The following is a 16945-nucleotide window of genomic DNA, read 5'->3' on the forward strand; positions in this document are numbered from 1 at the left end:
ATCGCGTCGTCGAGCACCCGGGAGAGTTCCCCGGTGAGCGCGGCCCCCTGATAGGCGGCGGTGCCGACATTGCCGACGGTGACCGTGTACGCGTGCGAGGCGTAGAAGGCCAGGCACTCCTCGTAGGAGGGCAGAAGACCAGCTGCGCGCGCCTCGGCGAGGGTGGGCGCCGCGGCGTCCTTGGGCGACAGGAGCGGTTCGACGTCCACCGGCCAGGTGATGCCCAGTTCGGGATCGAGTGGGTGGATGCCGCGCTCCCTGGTCGGGTTGTAGCCCTCCGAACACAGGTAGATCACGGTCGCGTCGTCCGTCAGCGCGAGCAGGCCGTGCCCCAGTCCTTCGGACAGGAACACTCCCCGGTGGTCCTCGTCGTCCAGGCGCACCATCTCCCACTGGCCGAACCTCGGTGAGCCGACGCGGATGTCCACGATCACGTCCAGCATCGCCCCTCGCACGCACTTGACGTACTTCGCCTGGCCCGGTGGCACGTCGGCGACGTGAATCCCGCGCAGGGTGCCCCGGCGTGAAACAGAGCAGTTGGCCTGGGAGAGCCGCAGCCGCCGTCCGGTGACCGCATGGAACTCCTCCTCGCGGAACCATTCGTGGAGACCTCCCCGATCGTCGATGTGGATTTTCGGGTCGTCAATCCATGCGCCTTCGATTTTCAGTGGCTGCATCTCGACTGCTCCTGATCCCGGCCGTTTACCGGACCGTGTAGAACGTGCTGTGGCCTTTTCCACCACGATCCAATGCTGACGGCAGACGGTCCGATTCGGGTGTCCCGCCGACGGTCGTGATACCAAAGTCGACGCGGCTCATACTTTAGTCGGAAAGCAGGCTCCGCATCGGCGACTTCGGTTGATACGGGAGATGCCGACGACCGATTCCCGCCGCCACGATCGGCCTTAATGTTGAATCGTGCGTAAATCCTTACAGCTCATCGGGTTCATCATGATCCTCGAAGGCGTAAGCGGGGCCATCGACCAGATCGCCGTCCAGCCCATCCTCGGCGCGGTGCTCAACTTCTTCAACCGCGTCGTCGTCAATAACGTGGCCTTCCTCGAAGGTTACGAGATCTACGCGAACTTGATCCTGGCGGTTCTCGGGATTGTCGTGATCATTGCCGCGGAAAGGGCTCCGGCGTCCTAACGCCCCGCGCTCTCCGTCCCACCCATTCAATACCGGGATATCAGCAGAGGCCATGAACGAACTGTCACGACCATTACACACCTGTCCGAGGAGCCGGAAATGAAGAACTCGACGGCGGTGCTGGCGGAGGAGACGGGTGAGCCCATCGCCGCCCGCGCGGAGAACATCTCCAAGCGGTACAGCACCGGAGACACGGCGGTGGCGGCCCTCGACGGCGTGTCGCTGAACATCCCGCGCGGCCAGTTCGCCGGCATCATGGGGCCGTCCGGTTCCGGCAAGTCCACCCTCATGCACTGCATGGCGGGGCTGGACAGCGTGGACTCCGGGCGGGTGTTCGTCGGCGACCAGGACGTGACGGACCTGAACGAGAAGCAGCTCACCCGGCTGCGCCGGGACCGGATCGGCTTCATCTTCCAGTCCTTCAACCTGCTGCCCACCCTGACGGCGTTGGAGAACATCGTCCTGCCGATCCGGCTGGCCGGCCGCACGCCCGATCAGGAATGGCTGGACTCCGTGATCGAGACCACCGGCCTGCGCGAGCGGCTGGACCACCGTCCGAACCAGCTCTCCGGCGGCCAGCAGCAGCGGGTGGCGTGCGCGCGGGCGCTCGCCGGCAAGCCGGACGTCATCTTCGCGGACGAGCCCACCGGTAACCTCGACTCCCGGTCCGGCGCCGAGGTGCTGGGCTTCCTGCAGAAGTCGGTACGGCAGACCGGCCAGACCATCGTCATGGTCACCCACGACCCGGTGGCGGCCTCGTACACCGATCACGTGATCTTCCTGTCCGACGGCCGCGTCGTCGACCGGATGCCGGAACCCACCGCGGAGAAGGTCCTGGAGCGGCTGAAGAGGTTCGAACCCGCGAGGGCGAGCACCACGGCCCCCGGCAGGCAGGGGCGGATCTGATGCTCGCGAAACTCACGTTGCGCAATCTCCTGGCGCACCGGGTCCGGCTACTGCTCTCCGTGCTCGCGGTGACGCTCGGGGTCTCCTTCGTCGCGGGCACAATGATCTTCCGGGACACCGCCACCCAGAGCTTCGACCCGATCTTCGCGGGGCGGACCGAGACCACGACCGTGGTCGTCCGGCCCAAACCGGCCGAGGGTGAGAACGCGACACCGGCCACGATACCGGCCTCCCTGGTCGGCACGCTGCAGCAGAGCGTGCCCGGCGCCGCGGAACTCAGGGGACAGTACGACGGGTACGCGGCGCTCGTCCGCCAGGACGGGCGGATCGTCGGCGAGGACCGCGCGGCGCACCTGGGCGCGGCGTACCTGAAGCGACCAGGCGCGGGCCTGCGGATACTCTCCGGCCGGGAGCCCTCGGCGGCCGACGACGTCGTCGTCGAGGAGCGCACCGCGGCCGAGGGGCAGCTCAAGGTCGGCGACCCGGTCAGCGTGGTGACCGCGCGGGCGACGAAGTCCATGCGCGTCGCCGGCGTCTTCAGGGCGGTCAACGACCAGGTCGGTCGTGCCGCCACCTACGTGATGTTCGCCCCGGAGACCGCGCAGGCCCTGCTGACCGGCCCCGGGCAGTACTCGGCGATCTTCGTACGGCCGCGCGAGGGTGTCTCGCAGCAGCAGCTTCTCCAGCAGGTCGGCGCGGCACTCCCGGCGCAGTACGAGGCCAAGACCGGCGCGGACGAGGTCGAGGAGGTCAAGTCCCAGCTGAGCTCGCTCTTCGAGCTGATCAGCCGGTTCCTGCTGGTGTTCGCCGGGGTGGCGGTCTTCATCGGATCGTTCATCATCCTCAACACGTTCACCATGCTGGTCGTGCAGCGGATCCGGGAGCTCGCGCTGCTCCGGGCGATGGGCGCGAGCCGCGCCCAGGTGACCCGGGCGGTTCTCGGCGAGGCACTCGGGATCGGCTTCCTCGGCTCGACCCTGGGCCTGCTCACCGGCGTGGGACTGTCCTACGGGCTCAGGCTGCTGTTCGAGCGGTTCACCGGCGGCACCCAGGTTCCGCTGCGCACGCCGGTGGTCGGGCTCTCGACCGTGATCTGGGCGTACGCGGTCGGCATGCTCGTCACCCTGCTGGCCGCCTACCTGCCGACGCGCCGCGCGGCGAAGATCCCGCCGGTCGCGGCGATGCGCGACGACGTGGCGCTCACCCGCCGTTCGATGACCCTCCGTCTCGTCGCCGGCGTCGTCATGGCACTGCTGGGCGCGGGAGCGCTGGCCGCGGGCCTGGCGACCGGGAAGGCGGAGGGCGCGGCCCTGGTGATCGGCGGCGGTCTGCTGACGTTGCTCGCCCTGACGATGCTCAGCCCGTTCCTGAGCCGGCCGGTCATCGCGCTGCTCGGCTGGCCGATCTCCCGGCTCGGCGGCACGGTCGGGCGGCTGAGCCGGGAGAACGCCCGGCGGGATCCCCGCCGTACCGCGGCCACGGCGTCGGCGCTGATGGTCGGGCTCGCGCTCGTCTCGGTGGCGACGGTGGTGGCCGGCTCGATGAGCGCGTCCGCCGACCAGAGGATCGCGCGTCAGTTCGGCGCCGACCTCTCCCTGGACCCGCGCGGTCTCACCGGTTTCAGCCAGGAGACGGTGGACCGGGTGGCCGTCGCCCCGGGTGTGCGCGGCGTCACCGCGGTCCGGCACGGGACGATGGGGATCGCCGGCGGGCAGGTGCCCGTCCTGGTCGCCGACCCGGTCGCGCTGGCGGGTCCGGCCAACCTGAAGATCGAGGACGGCACCGGCACCCTGGCCGCCGACGGGCTGCTCGTGCAGAGCGCACTCGCCGCGGAGCGTGGCTGGAAGGTGGGCAGCACCGTCACGGGCCGGTACCCGGACCGGTCCACCGCGACCCTGCGGGTGAGCGGCCTCTTCGCCGCCAACGAGGTCCTGGGCATGTCCTTCGTCGTGAGCCCGGCCGGTTACCAGGCGCACGCTCCGGCCGGTCTGATCCAGAAGGCGTTCGTCGACCTCGACGACGGTGGCGAGGAGCAGGCCCTCGCGGCCGTGCGGTCGGCGCTGCGCGCCTACCCGAACGTCGAGCTGAAGGATCGCGAGGCCGTACGGGCCGACGCCCGCCAGGAGATCGATCAGGTGCTGAACCTGATCGTGGTCCTGCTGGTGCTCTCGATCGCCATCGCCGCGCTGGGCATCGTGAACACGTTGAGCCTGTCGGTGATGGAGCGGACCCGCGAGATCGGGCTGCTCCGAGCCGTCGGGATGAGCCGCGGCCAGACCCGATCCATGATCAGCTACGAGTCGGTGATGGTGTCGCTGTTCGGTGCCGTGGCCGGTCTGGCTTTCGGGACCGTGCTCGGCTGGGCGGTGCAGCGGGTGATGGTGGCCGATGGCGTCGAGGTACTCGACATCCCGTACGGCCGGCTCGGGCTCTACCTGCTCAGCGCCGTCCTGATCGGTGTCGTGGCGGCGATCTGGCCGGCCCGGCGGGCCTCGCGGATGAACGTCCTGCGGGCCATCCAGCACCAGTGAGCCGCCGATGTGTTGTGACACGACCGACCTCTGCCGGGGGCGTACGGCGACGCTCCCTGATGTCCTAGGGTGACGACATGGCCGAGATCTCCGTTCCGGACGGATCATGGACGTTCGACAGTGAAATCCTCAGGATCGTGCCAGGCGGGGACAGCGACGTCCACGAACTGCGCAAGACGCTCGGCGAGCTGGAGATCCCCCTCGCGGCGATCTCCGGAGCGTCGTTCGAGCCCTCGCGCAAGGGCGGCAACCTGCAACTCCGCCTGCGGCCCGGAGCCGATCCGCTGACCGACGTGGTCACCGGGCGGCTGTCGGGATCCGCCGACCCGTACCGGCTGACCGTCCCCAAGGGGCGCACCGGAGCCGCCGAGTACTTCACCGACGAGGTGCGCACCCACCTGATGCTGGAGCAGGTGCCGAGCGGTCCCTGCGAGTCGTTCCTGCTGCCCGGCCCCGCCGTACCGGTCTCGGCCTCGGCGGGCGACGGCACGGTGAACTTCGACGGTGAGCGGATTCGCCTGGAGTGGAGCCTGTTCGCCAAATCGGTCAAGGAGGCGGCGGGTCCGCAGACGTTCCCGCTGCGGGATGTGGAGGGTGTGGAGTGGGCCCCGCAGACCGGCGTCGGCTACGGCCGTCTCCGCTTCCGGCTCAGGGGCGCCGCCCCCGCCGTGGCACCGGAGAAGGACCTGCACTGCCTGGCCTGGAGCATGCAGCGGTACGGCGGCTCGACCGTCCTGGTCGCCGCCGCCGTGCTGGCCCGGCTGGCGCCCCGTACCGAGGAGCCGCCCGCGCTGCCGCCGAGCCGGCCGGATGATCGGCGGCAGCGCCTGGCCGAACTGGAGGATCACGACGCCCTGGTGCGCCGCCTGGCCGAGCTCGGCGATCTGCACCGCTCCGGTGTGCTCACCGACGAGGAGTTCAGCTCGGCCAAGCGGTCGCTGCTGCGCCGGATGGAGCTCTAGCCAGGGACCCCGGCCCCCTCCTGGGTGACCTCCCGCGCGAACTTCTCCAGTGCCAGGACCATCCAGTTGACCAGATCGCAGTTGTGCTTGCGCGCGGCGAACTCCCAGCGTTCGAGTTGTTCCTGGCTCGGGCTCAGCTGCAGCTTCACGGCGAGCCCGGAGCCGCCCGAGGTCTCGCCGTCCCCCCCGTCACCGCCCGTCGGCGGGCTCGGTGCCTCGCCCTCCCCGTTTCTCAGGGCGGCCGCCTGCCTGAGCTCCTTGCGCAGGCGGTTCCTGGACCAGGCGTGCTGCTCGGCGCGCTGTAGCCACAGATCCTGTTCGGGCACGCTCAGCGCCGCCACCTCCGCGTGGTGGGCGAAGCTCAGCTTGTCCCTGCGCCGGGGCAGGCCGAAGCGGCGGGCCACCCAGGCGTAGTTGCGCAACGTCTGGTAGTCCAGCGACGTCCGCTCGATGGCCGTCCGGTAGCGGTCGGCGTACTGCTTCTCCCCGTAGACCAGCCAGTCGCCCAGCCACCACGCGGAGGAGTCGGCGATGAGGGAGAGCTGGCGGCCGATGCTCTCCCAGTTGGCGAACGGGATCTGGGTCGGAAACTGCAGGCCGGTTCTTCTCGGTATCACCGTCCGGTCGAGCCCGAGACGGCGGTTGATCCCATTCTCCTGAGACAGGACTTGTGTCACGCGGCTCTCGCCGCCTTTCTTTCCCCGAACGAGAGGCTCGCTCATCGTTTTCCTTCCTTCCCCGTATCACTGCTCTTCGAATCAGCACGGCGTGAACGGCCGAATCGTGATCGCTCCGCGTGCGCGGAGCCAGGCCACGAACGTGCGCAGCTCGAATAGGTGCCGCGGCGCCGGCCGTCTTCTTCTGGCCGGCCGCCAGGTGTTCAGCGGCGTGCGTCGGTATCGGTCAAGCCAAGGCCGGCCTCGGCAACACTCGCGTCCCTGGGCTGACGGGCGACACGTGCCATCGCCTGCCAAACGGAGCCGGGAAGGACGCGCAATCGGTGTGGAAGAGCCATTGGAAGCGTCGCGTCCCCGAACGCGAACGGCCGATCCAGCGGTCTCAGGTACATGACGAGGCAGGCGAACATCGCCAGGGCGAAGCTTCCCAGCCCCATGAGCAGCCCGATGAGGGTGTGCAGGGTGAGACCGGCCACCAACAGGTACGGTCGGACGGCGCGCCGCGACACCAGCCCCATGACCAGGGCGAACTCGATCGCCACCGGTCCCCAGGTGAGCAGCGTGACGCCGACCGGTGAGACGCGCAGAGGTTCGAGAACCCCCGCCGCCCAGCCGGGACTACCGAACAGCGGATCGCTGAGCCAGTAGTACAGGGCGGTACCGTCGGCCCATTCCTCCCGGCCCAGCTTCGCCACCGAGGCCTGCAGGTAGATGCCCGCGACCTGGACACGGATGACGAGCAGGGCCGACCACGCGACCAGTGAGACGACCGGGTCACCGACGGCCTGGGGGCGTCCCCAGTGCCAGGCGCGTCCGTCGGTCAGCGCGATCGGCAGGAGCAGGAGGGTGAGCACCGCGGCGACCTGGTCCCCGCCGTCGGGGATCGTCGCGGACGCCTGGAAGCTCACGGCCACCCACCAGTGCGGCAGCGCGGTGAACCGCGGCCGCCACCCGGAGGCGGCGACGGCGAGGACCGCGATGGCCACCAGGTGCGCCCGGTCGGCGTCGACGACGCAGAACAGGCCGTAGGCGGCGACGCCGTCACAGTACGGATAGCCGGGAACGCCCTGCGCGGGCCTGAAGAGCGAGGAGGTCTCGCTGGCGAGCAGCGTGGTCAGGGTGCAGAGGGCGAGAAGGGTCCTTGCGAGCCCGTACACGTTCGTCCATGGGCTCGTCTCGGCGATCCCTCGCGCCTTCGCGCCGAGTCCACTCAGCATGCGACCTCCAATCGCACCACCGAGACCGGCATGTGGGTGTGTGCCGCGGCGTCCGCCCAGGCCCACGGCAGTGGCTTCTGCCGTGTCACCTCAAGCGTTCCGCAGAGGATCGGATCGGGAGAGGGGTTGCGCACCGGCACCGCCGCACCGGGCAGTCCGAGGCATCCGGTCACCTCGCTCCGGCAGTCGCGCCACCGGTCGGCGGGTACCGCCGCGAGCAGGATGCCGCGTTCGACCCCCTCGGCGCGGGAGCGTCGGTCAAACCCCCACAGGTTGTGCGGCTCGGCGTGCGGCCCGAGCGTGGCGGGCTGCCACGCTCCGGTGGCGGACGCGCGCCACACGGTCTCCCTCGGTTCGCGGGCGGACTTGGTGAAGAACGCCCACCCCTGGGGAGCGACCAGCCGTGCCGCCTCGCTCACCGTTCGCTGCGCGGGCAGTCGGAGGGCGGCACTGGGCAGTTGGCCGATGACGACATAGAGGATCAGGGCGGTCCAGCCGAGGCCGAGTGCGACCGTGGAGACGCCCAGCCTGACGTCGGCGTTCACCGGACAAGGGTCTTCGCCACGTCGTCGACCCAGCGTTCCTGGGCCAGAACGGTGCCGCCCTCGGAGACGACGCTCCAGATCCGGTTGGTGTTCCAGATGGTGTTGGTCTGCTTGAGCAGCGTGGAATCGACCACGATGAAGGAGTAGGCGACGTTGGGAGCGGACGCGGGATCGCTGTCGCCGACCGGCACCTTCGCGGCCAGCGCGCCGGCGGAGGACGCGGCCTGCTCGATGCGGATCCGGTCGCCGCTGGTGATCGCGGTCTCGAAGGCGGTGAAGAAACCCGGATCGGCGCGCTTTATCTGGGCGACCAGCTGCTGGGCCCTGGCTGCGGGCCAGGCCCCGGTCGAGGATGGGGCACGCAGGTCCGGATATATTTCCGCCACCTGACCCTGCCCCAGGAAAAGTCCCTGGAACAGGGCTTCCCCGTCATAACGTCTGACCTCTGTGGCCCCCAGCGCACTGGAGGCGCCCAGGAGACCTATAGCGCACAATAAGCCTATAGATAACTGTCTATGCTGCATTGGCACCCCGTAACAACCTGCATCAGGCAAGACGGAAGTTATCCTATAATTTCTATAACAAGCAGTAAAGGGGCCGATAGCCTGACCAGACGCCATACCACCTTTTTGCCTACGGCGGAGGCGCCCGACCTTGAGACCTTATGCAGCTGAACATCGACCCTAACTCCGCAGTCCCTCTTTTTGACCAGATCGCCCAAGGCCTGCGGCGCGAGCTGATCACAGGAACGTTGCAGCCCGGTGACCATCTGCCTCCCGCCAAGACTCTGGCGGCGAGCCTGCAGGTGAACCTGCACACGGTGCTGCGTGCTTACGCGCTACTCCGCGACGAGGGCATGGTCGAGGTACGCCGCGGCAGGGGAACCGTGGTCATCGCCTCCGGGACGCGAAGTGGAGACCGGCGCCTGGACAGAGCGCTCGTGAGCCTCGTCGTCGAAGCGCGACGAGCCGGCGTCACGGAGAGTGCTCTGATGAATCTTGTGTTACACGCTTTCCGAAGCAACACAAGTTATGACACTATCTCGGACTGATCAAGGTAGTGTCATTTGTCTGCTTTTTGGACAAATGTTATAATAATGGGGGAAGCGTGCGATTCCAGGAGGAAGATAGGCGAGCAGCAATACGTTTCTTACTCATTGTGGTGCTCGCTCCTCTTAGCGTGTTCGTCTTGACGCTGGCGGTCCCCTTCCTCCTCAGCGAGCGTCTGCCCGACCCGGTGGCCGCCCACTTTACCGATGGGCACCCCGACGAGTCAGCCCCGCTGCAACCGCTGATCCGGGACATCCTGATAGTCGGCGCGAGCGCGTGGTCGATCCTGGCCCTGCTCGCCTACCTGCGGCCCGCGGGCTCGCTCGGGCGCAGGGCCGCCGCGGGCAGCGCCGTGGCCCTGCCCACCGCGCTGTGTCTCGCCGTGCTGCTGGGCACGGTGGGCGCCAACCTGGACGCCCCGACCTGGCGAGAGGCCACCACGTCGCCGGTCTCGGAGGCCATCACGATCGCCGGTGGAGCGCTGGTCTTCGTGTTCGGCGCGATCGCCGTGCATCCGCTGCGGCGGGGCCCGCGTGAGGCCGCCGACCTGCCGGCCGAGCCGGTCGTCGGCCGGGCCCGCTCCCGGCAGGGGCGTATGGTGTGGATCGGTCAGTCCCGCAATCCCGACCTGGTATGGAAGACGTTCACGGCCACCTGCATCATGGTCGTGCTCACGATCGCCGGTACGTACTGGATGGCCGTACCGGCCCTCCTGTCGCTGACCACGCTGCATCTGTGGGGCGGGATCGTCGCCTCCTTCGACGGAAAAGCGCTCTCGGTCCGGGGCCACATCCCGTTCGGCCTCATCCGGCGCATCCCGCTCAGCCGGATCGAGACCGCGGAGAGGATCGAGATCGATCCGCAGGAGTGGGGCTGGGGTTGGCGGCTGCACAGCATCAGACGGCACGCCATCGTGATACGTAAGGGCGAGGGGCTCCTGGTGGCGCTACGCGGGGGCGGCGAGTTCATCGTGACCGTCGACGACGCCGCCGGCGGCGCCGAGGAGATCAGGCGCGCCCTGCGTGGACGCCCCCCCACCTGCCCGGCCACCGCCCGGGGGATCACGACCCGCCACCTCTCCGGCGGGACCGGCGAGCTCCAGGAGAGGCGGAGGCCCCAGCGGCTGTGGCCCGCGACCGGGCTCAGAGCGACGGCTCACGACTTGCCATGCGACGCATGAACCATCCGGTGAGCGCGGAGCCGACGAGGATCACCAGCCCCGCGCCGATGCCGAGCCAGGTACGCCGGCCGAGACCGGGCTCGGTCCCCGGAGCACTCGTCATGCTGGACGTGGTGCCCTCGGCCGCGGCGCCGGCCGGGCGAAGCCCACTTCCTCCCTTCGAGGCCGTTGCCCATCGGTCGGGTCAGGAGGCCGGCACCGGCCGCGACCTCCCGGCCGAGAACGCCCCCATGCCGTACAGCAGCGGGTTTCCAGGACCGGCCTGCACGTTCACGACCCGGCCGAAGAGCACCGCGTGGTCGCCCACGATCAACGTCTCGGCCACCTGGCACTCGGCCACCGCGAAGGCGTCCTCGACCAGCCAGGGCAGCCCGGTGAGCGCCGTCCGTTGCCAGGCGACCTGATCGAAGCGGTCGGATTTCGGCGAGGCGAAGAGTTCCGCCGTGCTCTGGGCGCCGTCGTCGAGCAGGTTCACCGTGAACTCTCCCCGGCTGCTGACCGCGGCCAGCGTCCCGCTCCGGACGTCCAGGCAGACCAGTAGCGTCGGCGGGTCGAGCGTCACGCTGGTGAGCGAGTTGCAGGTCAGCCCGTGCGGCCGCTCGTCGTCGTCGATGGACGTGATGATCGTGACACCGGTGAAGTAGGAGCTCATGAAGCCGCGGAAGGCATCCGGCGTCACGAGGTGATGCCGGTCAGCCATTGATACCGGCCAGGTACTCGTAACAGCTGGGCAGCGCGGCGACCATCTCCTCGGCCTCCGACCTGATCCGGGCGAACTCGGCCAGGGCGTTGCCGGGGTCGAGGTGTTTCAAGGCCGGCGGCGGCGTACGGGGAAGGTTACCGAGACCGAGGTTCATCGCGTTCCACGAGTAGCTCTCGAATCCGTGGAAGTAGGGGTAGATGGTCTCCTCGTCCAGCAGTCGCGACTGGGCGAGGTCGAGTTTCTCCCGCAGCCCGGCGGGCATCGCGCGGGTCTTCGCCTCCTTCCAGTACGGCGTGTCGTCGCGCTGCGCGGACTTGTAGTGCAGGACGAGGAACTCCTTCACCCCGTCCACGGCGTGCGCGACCCGGGTGTTGTACGCCGCGATCTGGTCGCTGTCCCACCGCTCGTCGGGGAAGTGCTTGACGAGCTGCTCGATGCCGTGCTGGATGAAGAAGATGCCGGTGGACTCCAGCGGCTCGACGAACGCGCTGGAGAGACCGATCGCCACGCAGTTCTTGACCCACGACTCCCGGTTGCGGCCGATGCGCATCCGGATGTGGTTGGCCTGGAGGTCCTCCTGGCCGGGCGCGGCGGCCTGGCGCAGCTCCCGCTCGGCCTCCTCCGGGCTGATGAACTGGTCGGAGTAGACGTAGCCGGTGCCGTTGCGGCGGAACAGCGGGATGGTCCACATCCAGCCCGCGCTCATCGCGGTCGCCGTGGTGTACGGGCTCATGTCCGTGGCCTCTTCACGCGGCACCCGGAGCGCGACCGCGCGGTTGTTGGGCAGCACGTCCTCGAACGACTGGAACTCGGTGCCGAGCGTCTGGTTGATCAGCATGCCGCGGAAACCGGTGCAGTCGATGAAGAGGTCACCGGCGATCTCACCGTGGGCCGCGGTGTGCACGTGGCTGATCCAGCCGCGCTCGTCCTGCGCGACGTGCTGCACGTTGTCCAGGATGTGCCGGACACCGCGCTTGACGGAGAAGTCGGCCAGGTATCTGGCGACCTCGTCGGCGTCGAAGTGATAGGCGTACGGGAACTGGGCCCGCTGCTCGGCCAGGGTGGACCGGCCCAGCGGGCCGTCCAGCTCGGAGGCGAAGAGCGACCCGTCCCGCATCCGCGGCGAGCGCTTGGCCTCGCAGAGCGCCGAGGTGATGAAGCAGGAGCGGTCGAACGGCTTGCTGCGGTCGCCCAGTTCGAGCCACCAGTCGGCGATGGAGAACCCGTCCACCACGCGCAGCCGCTCGAACGGGTGGTAGAAGTACTCGCCCGCTCCGCTCCAGTTCTCGAAGCGGATGCCGAGCTTGTAGCCCCCGGCGCATTTCGGCAGCCAGTCGGCCTCGTCAAGACCGAGGTAGTCGAAGAAGTGCCGCACGGTGCTGAAGGTGGCCTCGCCGACGCCGATCCGCTTCACCTGGGGCGATTCCACCAGGGTCACGTCGATCCGGTCGCCGAACGCCGCCATCAGGTAGCTGGCCGTCATCCATCCGGCCGTACCACCGCCCACGATAACCACGGATCGGATCATTAAAGCTCCTCAACATTCGTTGGAAAGGCCGGATCTCGGCCCGGTCAGGCCAGCTCGTAGACGACGGAGTCGGCGGGGACCCGCACGACGCGGGCGTTCAGGAACCTCCAGCCGCTCTCCTCGAACACGCCCTCCCACTCGGCGAGCGTGGGCAGGTAGACGCCCATCAGGTCGTGGGCCGTCTCGAACGCCAGCGTGAACACGGGCTTGTCCCGGTCGGGGATGCCGGTGGTCCGCGCCGTGTCGCCGAGCAGGAACCTCCGGACGTTGGGGAACGCCTCGCGCAGCCGGCGCAGCGAGGCCACGCACCGCTCTCGCGGCCAGAAGTCGTGGCCCATCATGAAGCAGGTGAGCACCTCCACCTTCTCCAGGCGGGGGTCCGGGGCCAGGTCGCGCACGTCCGCCTCGATGAAGTCGAAGCGCCCGCCGAAGCCCTCGGCGGCCACGTTCTCCGCGGCGTCGCGGAGGGCGTCGGGCGCGATGTCGATCCCGATGCCCTGGACGTTGGGATAGCGGCTCGCGATCTGCGCCAGGCGCCCGCCGCTGCCGCACCCGAGGTCCGCGACGGTGCCGAAGTCGAAGTCGAGCGCCTCCATCGCCTCCCAGAAGGCCGGGTCGAACGAATGCCGGTTGATGTCCTTGCAGGCGTAGCTGATGGCCACGGCGTTGCGCCGGTAGAAACCACCGACCCTGTTCTCGTTGCGGACGATGCCCGGCATGTTCGCGAACAGCTCGGCGCAGCCGATGGTCAGCCAGTGGAAGAACGCCTTGTCCCGGTAGACCTCGGCGAACGCCGACCCGGCACGCACCGTGTCCGCACCGTCGCCCGCACTGTCGCGGACCACCACGCCGGCCGAGCCGAGCGCGGCGAACATGCTCCGCATGGACGGCAGATGCAGGTTGTGCTTCTCACAGAACGCGGGGACGTCGATCACGCCGCGGTCGTTCAGGACGTCGAACGCGCCCACCTCCCACGCGGCGGCGATCGCGAACCCGGCCACGGTGGAGTTGAAGATGTCGGCGGACAGCCCCGTGCCGTCGGAGGACGGGCCGAATCCGGTCGCGTGTGCGGTCATCAAGCTCTCCTTCAAGCGGGCATCGGCGAAGGCGACACGACCGTCGCGTTCAGCGAGCCGGTACAGGCGGGAAAGGTCCCGGCTCGCGGGCCGGGGAGGGGTCACACGATCCGCACGTCCGGGACGTACAGGATCCACTTGCCGCCCGCGTCCCGGAACTCCTGCTCCTTCGCCATGATCTCCTCGGCGTGGTTCCAGGCGAACAGCAGGGCGTAGTCGGGGTAGGGCCGTGAGAAGTCCGCGGGCGTCCGCACCGGGATGTGCGTACCCGGGGTGAGCCGCCCCTGCTTGGTGGGGGTGCTGTCGCAGACGAAGGAGACCAGGTCGGGACCGATGCCGCAGAGGTTCGTCACGGTCGCGCTCTTCGCCGTGGCGCCGTACCCGACCACCGACCTTCCCTCGTCGCGAAGGCGGCGCAGCAGTGACGTGAGGTCCTCGCGGATCTTCAGCACGTTCTCCCCGAACCGGCGCAGCGTGGCCATCTCGCCGAGCCCGCGCGCGTCCTCCTCCGCCAGCAACTCGGCCACCGCGGCGGACGGCTGCCGCGACCCGGCGGGAGCCAGCGTGTAGCGGACCTCCCCGCCGTGCACCGGGAGCCGCTCCACGTCCACCAGCTCCAGCCCGTGTGCGGCGGCCATCGCACCGACCGACCGCACGGTGAAGAAGAAGAAGTGCTCATCGTAGATCTGGTCGAACGAGGTCCGTTCGACGATGTCGGAGAGGTAGGGGTCCTCGAAGACGAACACCCCGGTCGGCGCCAGCAGCGCGGCGACGCCGGACAGGACCGACCCGATGTAGGGGATGTGGCAGAGCGTGTTGGCCGCGTAGATGACGTCGGCGTGCCCCTCCGCGGCGAGGATCTCCTGCGCGGTCGACTCCTCGAAGAACGACTTGCGGACCCTGATCCCCTTCTCGGCGGCGAGGTCGGCCACGCCTCCGGAAGGCTCCACGCCGAGGTGCCGGACGCCGGCCTCCGCGAGCGCCCTGAGCATCACGCCGTCGTTGCACCCCACCTCGACGATGAACGGGTCCTCGCCGGTGAGCTCGGTCGCGAGCAGGCGCTTGGCCAGCCCCTCGAAGTGGTCGCGCATGTACGCCGACCCGGAGGAGTAGTACGGGTACTCCTCGTGGAACATGCGGTCCCGCGGCACCTCCTCCATGAGCTGCACCATCGTGCACGCCTCGCAGAGGCCGGTGGCGAGGCGGAAGAAGAACTCCTGGCCGAGGTCGGAGCCGGGGGCGAGGAAGGCGTCGGACAACGGCTGGCGCCCGAAGTCGAAAAACTCATGAACAGTGCCACCGCACACGCGGCATTGGGATGTGTTCGGCATATGAGCTCCTGACTGACCAAACCGACGGCGGGTTGAGTGGGCCGAGTGTCAATGGACGGACTCATCCGCGGTGTCCTCGACCAAGGAACGGGAATCGCTCCGTACAAGTTTCCGCAAGCAATGCTCTTTCGGCAAACACTTCGTTCCCGCAGCACCCTGTGGCGATGGTGTTTCGCCTTTCTTGAGCAGGCAGGGAACTGATTTAATTTCCGGAAGCCGGGTCGGTTCGCTGTCCCGCCAGCGGGACGAAGAGGCGGTTCGCATCGGGGTTTATCTGGTACGACGGGATCGCCCTGCGGTGCCACCCGCCGACGGCCGCCTAGCATTTTGCGTTGTTAATTCGCTATCAATGGCAGGCACGGCGCAACCGCGCGACGAATGCGGAGGAGACCGATGATTACTGCCGGGCTCAAGCTGACCAAGAGCGGCGGCCTCGCCCTGATCCGGGATGGCAGGCTCGAGTTCAATATCGAGATCCAGCAACTGGACAACAACCCGCGTTATAGCGGCGTCCAGGACCTGGAAACCCTGCCGAAATTGCTGGCCGACCGGGGATACGACGTGGACGACGTCGACGAATGGGTGGTCGACGGCTGGGCGGGCACGAAAAGCGGTCGGGTGCTGGATGTCGAGGTGGCGCCGTACCTGGAGACGGGGTCGGCACCCGACCCCGCCCTGCCCGGCCACCGGGGCACCGTCCTGCTGGGCGGGAAGTCCAGACCATATACCAGCTATCCGCATGTGACGAGCCATATCGCGGCGGCCTACTGCACGAGCCCGTTCGCCCTGCGCGGCGAGCCCGCCATGGTCCTGGTGTGGGACGGCGACGCCTTCCCACGGCTCTACCACGTCGACGAGGGCGGGCGGATCGAGGCCGACGGCGCGCTGTTCCCGCTCATCGGCGACGTGTACGCCATGGCCACCCAGCATTTCGGACCGTTTCCCCGGGAGAGCGGGGAGGGCGGGCCCGGCCCCCGCGCGGCGGGGGACCTCATGGCGTACATCGCGATGGGCACCGTCAAGGACGAGATCCAGGCGGTGCTCCGCACGCTGTTCCACGAGCACTTCGAGGCGGACACGCCTCGGGCGCGGGAGTACCGGCAGGCGGTCGTCGGCTGCGGCGGTGCCGCCGAGCCGTCCCACCGGTACGTGCACGCCTACCTGGGCGAGCTCCGCGAGCGGATGGAGCGGCTGGGGGTCGGCGACGCCGACGTCCTGGCCGGCCTGCACGACTTCGTGGAGAAGCTCCTCATCGAGCGGCTGGTGCCGCGGATGCGGGCGTGGCGGGGAGACGGGCCGGTCAACCTGTGCTTCGCGGGCGGCTGCGCGCTCAACACCAAGTGGAACTCCGCGCTCCGTGCGGAGCCGGCGATCCGCGAGATGTGGGTGCCGCCCTTCCCCGACGACTCGGGATCGGCGATCGGCGCCGCGGCGGCCCACCTGGGCCGCGCGGACGGTCTGCGCCCGCTCGAGTGGAACCTGCGGGCCGGCCCCGCGCCGGTCCGCCACCCGCACCTGCCCCCGGGCTGGTCGGTGTCGCCGTGCCGGCCGGAGGAGCTGGCCCGCCTGCTGCACCTCACCGGCAAGCCGGCCATCGTGCTCAGCGGGCGGGCCAAGCTCGGCCCGCAGGCGCTGGGGTCGCGCAGCATCCTGGCCCCCGCCGTCGATCCGGGCATGCGCCGGCTGCTGAACGAGGTGAAGCAGCGCGACGGGCACCGGCCGGTCACCCCGATATGTCTGGCCGACCACGCGCGGGACGTGTTCGATCCGGGGACGCCGGACCCGTACACGCTGTTCGAGCACCGCCTCCGCCCGGAGTGGGTGGATCGGATCCCCGCCGTCCAGCACCTGGACGGCACGACCCGGTTGCAGACGGTCAGCGTGGACGACGATCCGACGCTGACCACCATCCTGCGCGAGTACCACAAGTGGAGCGGGATTCCGGTGCTGTGCGGCACGAGTGCCGGTCTGAGCGGGAGCGGGTTCTTCCCCGACGTCGTCTCCGCGATGCGCTGGGGCCGGATCGACATCATCTGGAGCGACGGCGTCCTGTACCGCCGCGTCCGCAACGGCAGCGAGTGAAGGAGCCGG

General features: G+C 69.0%; 17 protein-coding genes. 7 read left to right on the plus strand and 10 right to left on the minus strand.

The window, feature by feature from the left end; genetic code table 11:
- Positions 1 to 677, minus strand: a 677-nt coding sequence (rfbC, locus tag ABZU75_RS19430; protein ID WP_355555776.1) for a dTDP-4-dehydrorhamnose 3,5-epimerase, incomplete at its 3' end; no start/stop codon positions are given.
- A 241-nt stretch (positions 678 to 918) separates the two neighbouring features.
- Between rfbC and ABZU75_RS19435 the strand changes: the two genes are divergently transcribed.
- The 4 genes from ABZU75_RS19435 to ABZU75_RS19450 all read left to right on the plus strand — a co-directional run bounded on the left by ABZU75_RS19435 (position 919) and on the right by ABZU75_RS19450 (position 5548).
- Positions 919 to 1149: a hypothetical protein gene (locus tag ABZU75_RS19435; protein WP_343963212.1), complete on the plus strand. Its 231-nt coding sequence runs from the start codon at positions 919 to 921 to the stop codon at positions 1147 to 1149.
- Between the two features lie 99 nt (positions 1150 to 1248).
- The gene (locus ABZU75_RS19440; protein ID WP_355555779.1) at positions 1249 to 2055 is read left to right on the plus strand and encodes an ABC transporter ATP-binding protein; all 807 of its coding nucleotides are present in this window, start codon (positions 1249 to 1251) and stop codon (positions 2053 to 2055) included.
- Positions 2055 to 4586 carry an FtsX-like permease family protein gene (locus ABZU75_RS19445; RefSeq protein WP_355555781.1) on the plus strand — a complete coding sequence of 844 codons (2532 nt, stop codon included), beginning with the start codon at positions 2055 to 2057 and terminating at the stop codon, positions 4584 to 4586. The genes ABZU75_RS19440 and ABZU75_RS19445 overlap by 1 nt, the downstream gene beginning before the upstream one ends.
- A 77-nt stretch (positions 4587 to 4663) precedes the next feature.
- Complete coding sequence (locus ABZU75_RS19450; RefSeq protein WP_355555783.1) at positions 4664 to 5548, plus strand: DUF4429 domain-containing protein; 885 nt, start codon at positions 4664 to 4666, stop codon at positions 5546 to 5548.
- Here the strand turns inward: ABZU75_RS19450 and ABZU75_RS19455 are convergent.
- The 4 genes from ABZU75_RS19455 to ABZU75_RS19470 all read right to left on the minus strand — a co-directional run bounded on the left by ABZU75_RS19455 (position 5545) and on the right by ABZU75_RS19470 (position 8373).
- Complete coding sequence (locus ABZU75_RS19455) at positions 5545 to 6225, minus strand: LmbU family transcriptional regulator (protein WP_355555785.1); 681 nt, start codon at positions 6223 to 6225, stop codon at positions 5545 to 5547. The genes ABZU75_RS19450 and ABZU75_RS19455 overlap by 4 nt on opposite strands.
- Positions 6226 to 6428: 203 nt before the next feature.
- Positions 6429 to 7442: a sporulation-delaying protein SdpB family protein gene (locus tag ABZU75_RS19460; protein ID WP_355555787.1), complete on the minus strand. Its 1014-nt coding sequence runs from the start codon at positions 7440 to 7442 to the stop codon at positions 6429 to 6431.
- Positions 7436 to 7987 carry an SdpA family antimicrobial peptide system protein gene (locus ABZU75_RS19465; protein WP_355555789.1) on the minus strand — a complete coding sequence of 184 codons (552 nt, stop codon included), beginning with the start codon at positions 7985 to 7987 and terminating at the stop codon, positions 7436 to 7438. The genes ABZU75_RS19460 and ABZU75_RS19465 overlap by 7 nt, the downstream gene beginning before the upstream one ends.
- Positions 7984 to 8373 carry a hypothetical protein gene (locus ABZU75_RS19470; protein WP_355555791.1) on the minus strand — a complete coding sequence of 130 codons (390 nt, stop codon included), beginning with the start codon at positions 8371 to 8373 and terminating at the stop codon, positions 7984 to 7986. Before ABZU75_RS19470 ends, ABZU75_RS19465 begins: the two co-directional genes overlap by 4 nt.
- Positions 8374 to 8651: 278 nt before the next feature.
- On the opposite strand from ABZU75_RS19470, the gene ABZU75_RS19475 reads away from it, so the two are divergent.
- Positions 8652 to 9038, plus strand: coding sequence for a GntR family transcriptional regulator (locus ABZU75_RS19475; RefSeq protein WP_350927617.1), 387 nt, complete (start codon positions 8652 to 8654; stop codon positions 9036 to 9038).
- 137 nt (positions 9039 to 9175) lie between these two features.
- Positions 9176 to 10216: a hypothetical protein gene (locus ABZU75_RS19480; protein ID WP_355555794.1), complete on the plus strand. Its 1041-nt coding sequence runs from the start codon at positions 9176 to 9178 to the stop codon at positions 10214 to 10216.
- Here the strand turns inward: ABZU75_RS19480 and ABZU75_RS19485 are convergent.
- The 5 genes from ABZU75_RS19485 to ABZU75_RS19505 all read right to left on the minus strand — a co-directional run bounded on the left by ABZU75_RS19485 (position 10179) and on the right by ABZU75_RS19505 (position 14854).
- Positions 10179 to 10319, minus strand: coding sequence for a hypothetical protein (locus tag ABZU75_RS19485; protein WP_355555796.1), 141 nt, complete (start codon positions 10317 to 10319; stop codon positions 10179 to 10181). The two genes, ABZU75_RS19480 and ABZU75_RS19485, sit on opposite strands and share 38 nt — an antisense overlap.
- A gap of 81 nt (positions 10320 to 10400) precedes the next feature.
- Positions 10401 to 10868, minus strand: a complete 468-nt coding sequence (locus ABZU75_RS19490; protein WP_355555798.1) for a flavin reductase family protein — start codon at positions 10866 to 10868, stop codon at positions 10401 to 10403.
- A gap of 40 nt (positions 10869 to 10908) precedes the next feature.
- Positions 10909 to 12447, minus strand: a complete 1539-nt coding sequence (locus tag ABZU75_RS19495) for a tryptophan halogenase family protein (RefSeq protein ID WP_355555800.1) — start codon at positions 12445 to 12447, stop codon at positions 10909 to 10911.
- A gap of 44 nt (positions 12448 to 12491) precedes the next feature.
- Positions 12492 to 13523 carry a class I SAM-dependent methyltransferase gene (locus tag ABZU75_RS19500; protein WP_355555802.1) on the minus strand — a complete coding sequence of 344 codons (1032 nt, stop codon included), beginning with the start codon at positions 13521 to 13523 and terminating at the stop codon, positions 12492 to 12494.
- Between the two features lie 101 nt (positions 13524 to 13624).
- Positions 13625 to 14854 carry a class I SAM-dependent methyltransferase gene (locus tag ABZU75_RS19505; RefSeq protein WP_355555804.1) on the minus strand — a complete coding sequence of 410 codons (1230 nt, stop codon included), beginning with the start codon at positions 14852 to 14854 and terminating at the stop codon, positions 13625 to 13627.
- Between the two features lie 393 nt (positions 14855 to 15247).
- Here ABZU75_RS19505 and ABZU75_RS19510 point away from each other — a divergent pair, with 393 nt between their 5' ends.
- Positions 15248 to 16936, plus strand: a complete 1689-nt coding sequence (locus ABZU75_RS19510) for a carbamoyltransferase N-terminal domain-containing protein (protein WP_355555806.1) — start codon at positions 15248 to 15250, stop codon at positions 16934 to 16936.
- Positions 16937 to 16945 lie beyond the last annotated feature (9 nt).

The sequence above is a fragment of the Streptosporangium sp. NPDC005286 genome, assembly GCF_040607515.1.
In the GTDB taxonomy this organism is placed as follows: domain Bacteria; phylum Actinomycetota; class Actinomycetes; order Streptosporangiales; family Streptosporangiaceae; genus Streptosporangium.

Excerpts from the sequence above, each read along its gene's own strand:
- ABZU75_RS19440 (WP_355555779.1), top strand. The coding sequence starts at position 1,249 with ATGAAGAACTCGACGGCGGTGCTGGCGGAGGAGACGGGTGAGCCCATC.
- ABZU75_RS19445 (WP_355555781.1), top strand. The coding sequence starts at position 2,055 with ATGCTCGCGAAACTCACGTTGCGCAATCTCCTGGCGCACCGGGTCCGG.
- ABZU75_RS19450 (WP_355555783.1), top strand. The coding sequence starts at position 4,664 with ATGGCCGAGATCTCCGTTCCGGACGGATCATGGACGTTCGACAGTGAA.
- ABZU75_RS19460 (WP_355555787.1), bottom strand. The coding sequence starts at position 7,442 with ATGCTGAGTGGACTCGGCGCGAAGGCGCGAGGGATCGCCGAGACGAGC.
- ABZU75_RS19475 (WP_350927617.1), top strand. The coding sequence starts at position 8,652 with ATGCAGCTGAACATCGACCCTAACTCCGCAGTCCCTCTTTTTGACCAG.
- ABZU75_RS19485 (WP_355555796.1), bottom strand. The coding sequence starts at position 10,319 with ATGACGAGTGCTCCGGGGACCGAGCCCGGTCTCGGCCGGCGTACCTGG.
- ABZU75_RS19490 (WP_355555798.1), bottom strand. The coding sequence starts at position 10,868 with ATGAGCTCCTACTTCACCGGTGTCACGATCATCACGTCCATCGACGAC.
- ABZU75_RS19495 (WP_355555800.1), bottom strand. The coding sequence starts at position 12,447 with ATGATCCGATCCGTGGTTATCGTGGGCGGTGGTACGGCCGGATGGATG.
- ABZU75_RS19500 (WP_355555802.1), bottom strand. The coding sequence starts at position 13,523 with ATGACCGCACACGCGACCGGATTCGGCCCGTCCTCCGACGGCACGGGG.
- ABZU75_RS19505 (WP_355555804.1), bottom strand. The coding sequence starts at position 14,854 with ATGCCGAACACATCCCAATGCCGCGTGTGCGGTGGCACTGTTCATGAG.
- ABZU75_RS19510 (WP_355555806.1), top strand. The coding sequence starts at position 15,248 with ATGATTACTGCCGGGCTCAAGCTGACCAAGAGCGGCGGCCTCGCCCTG.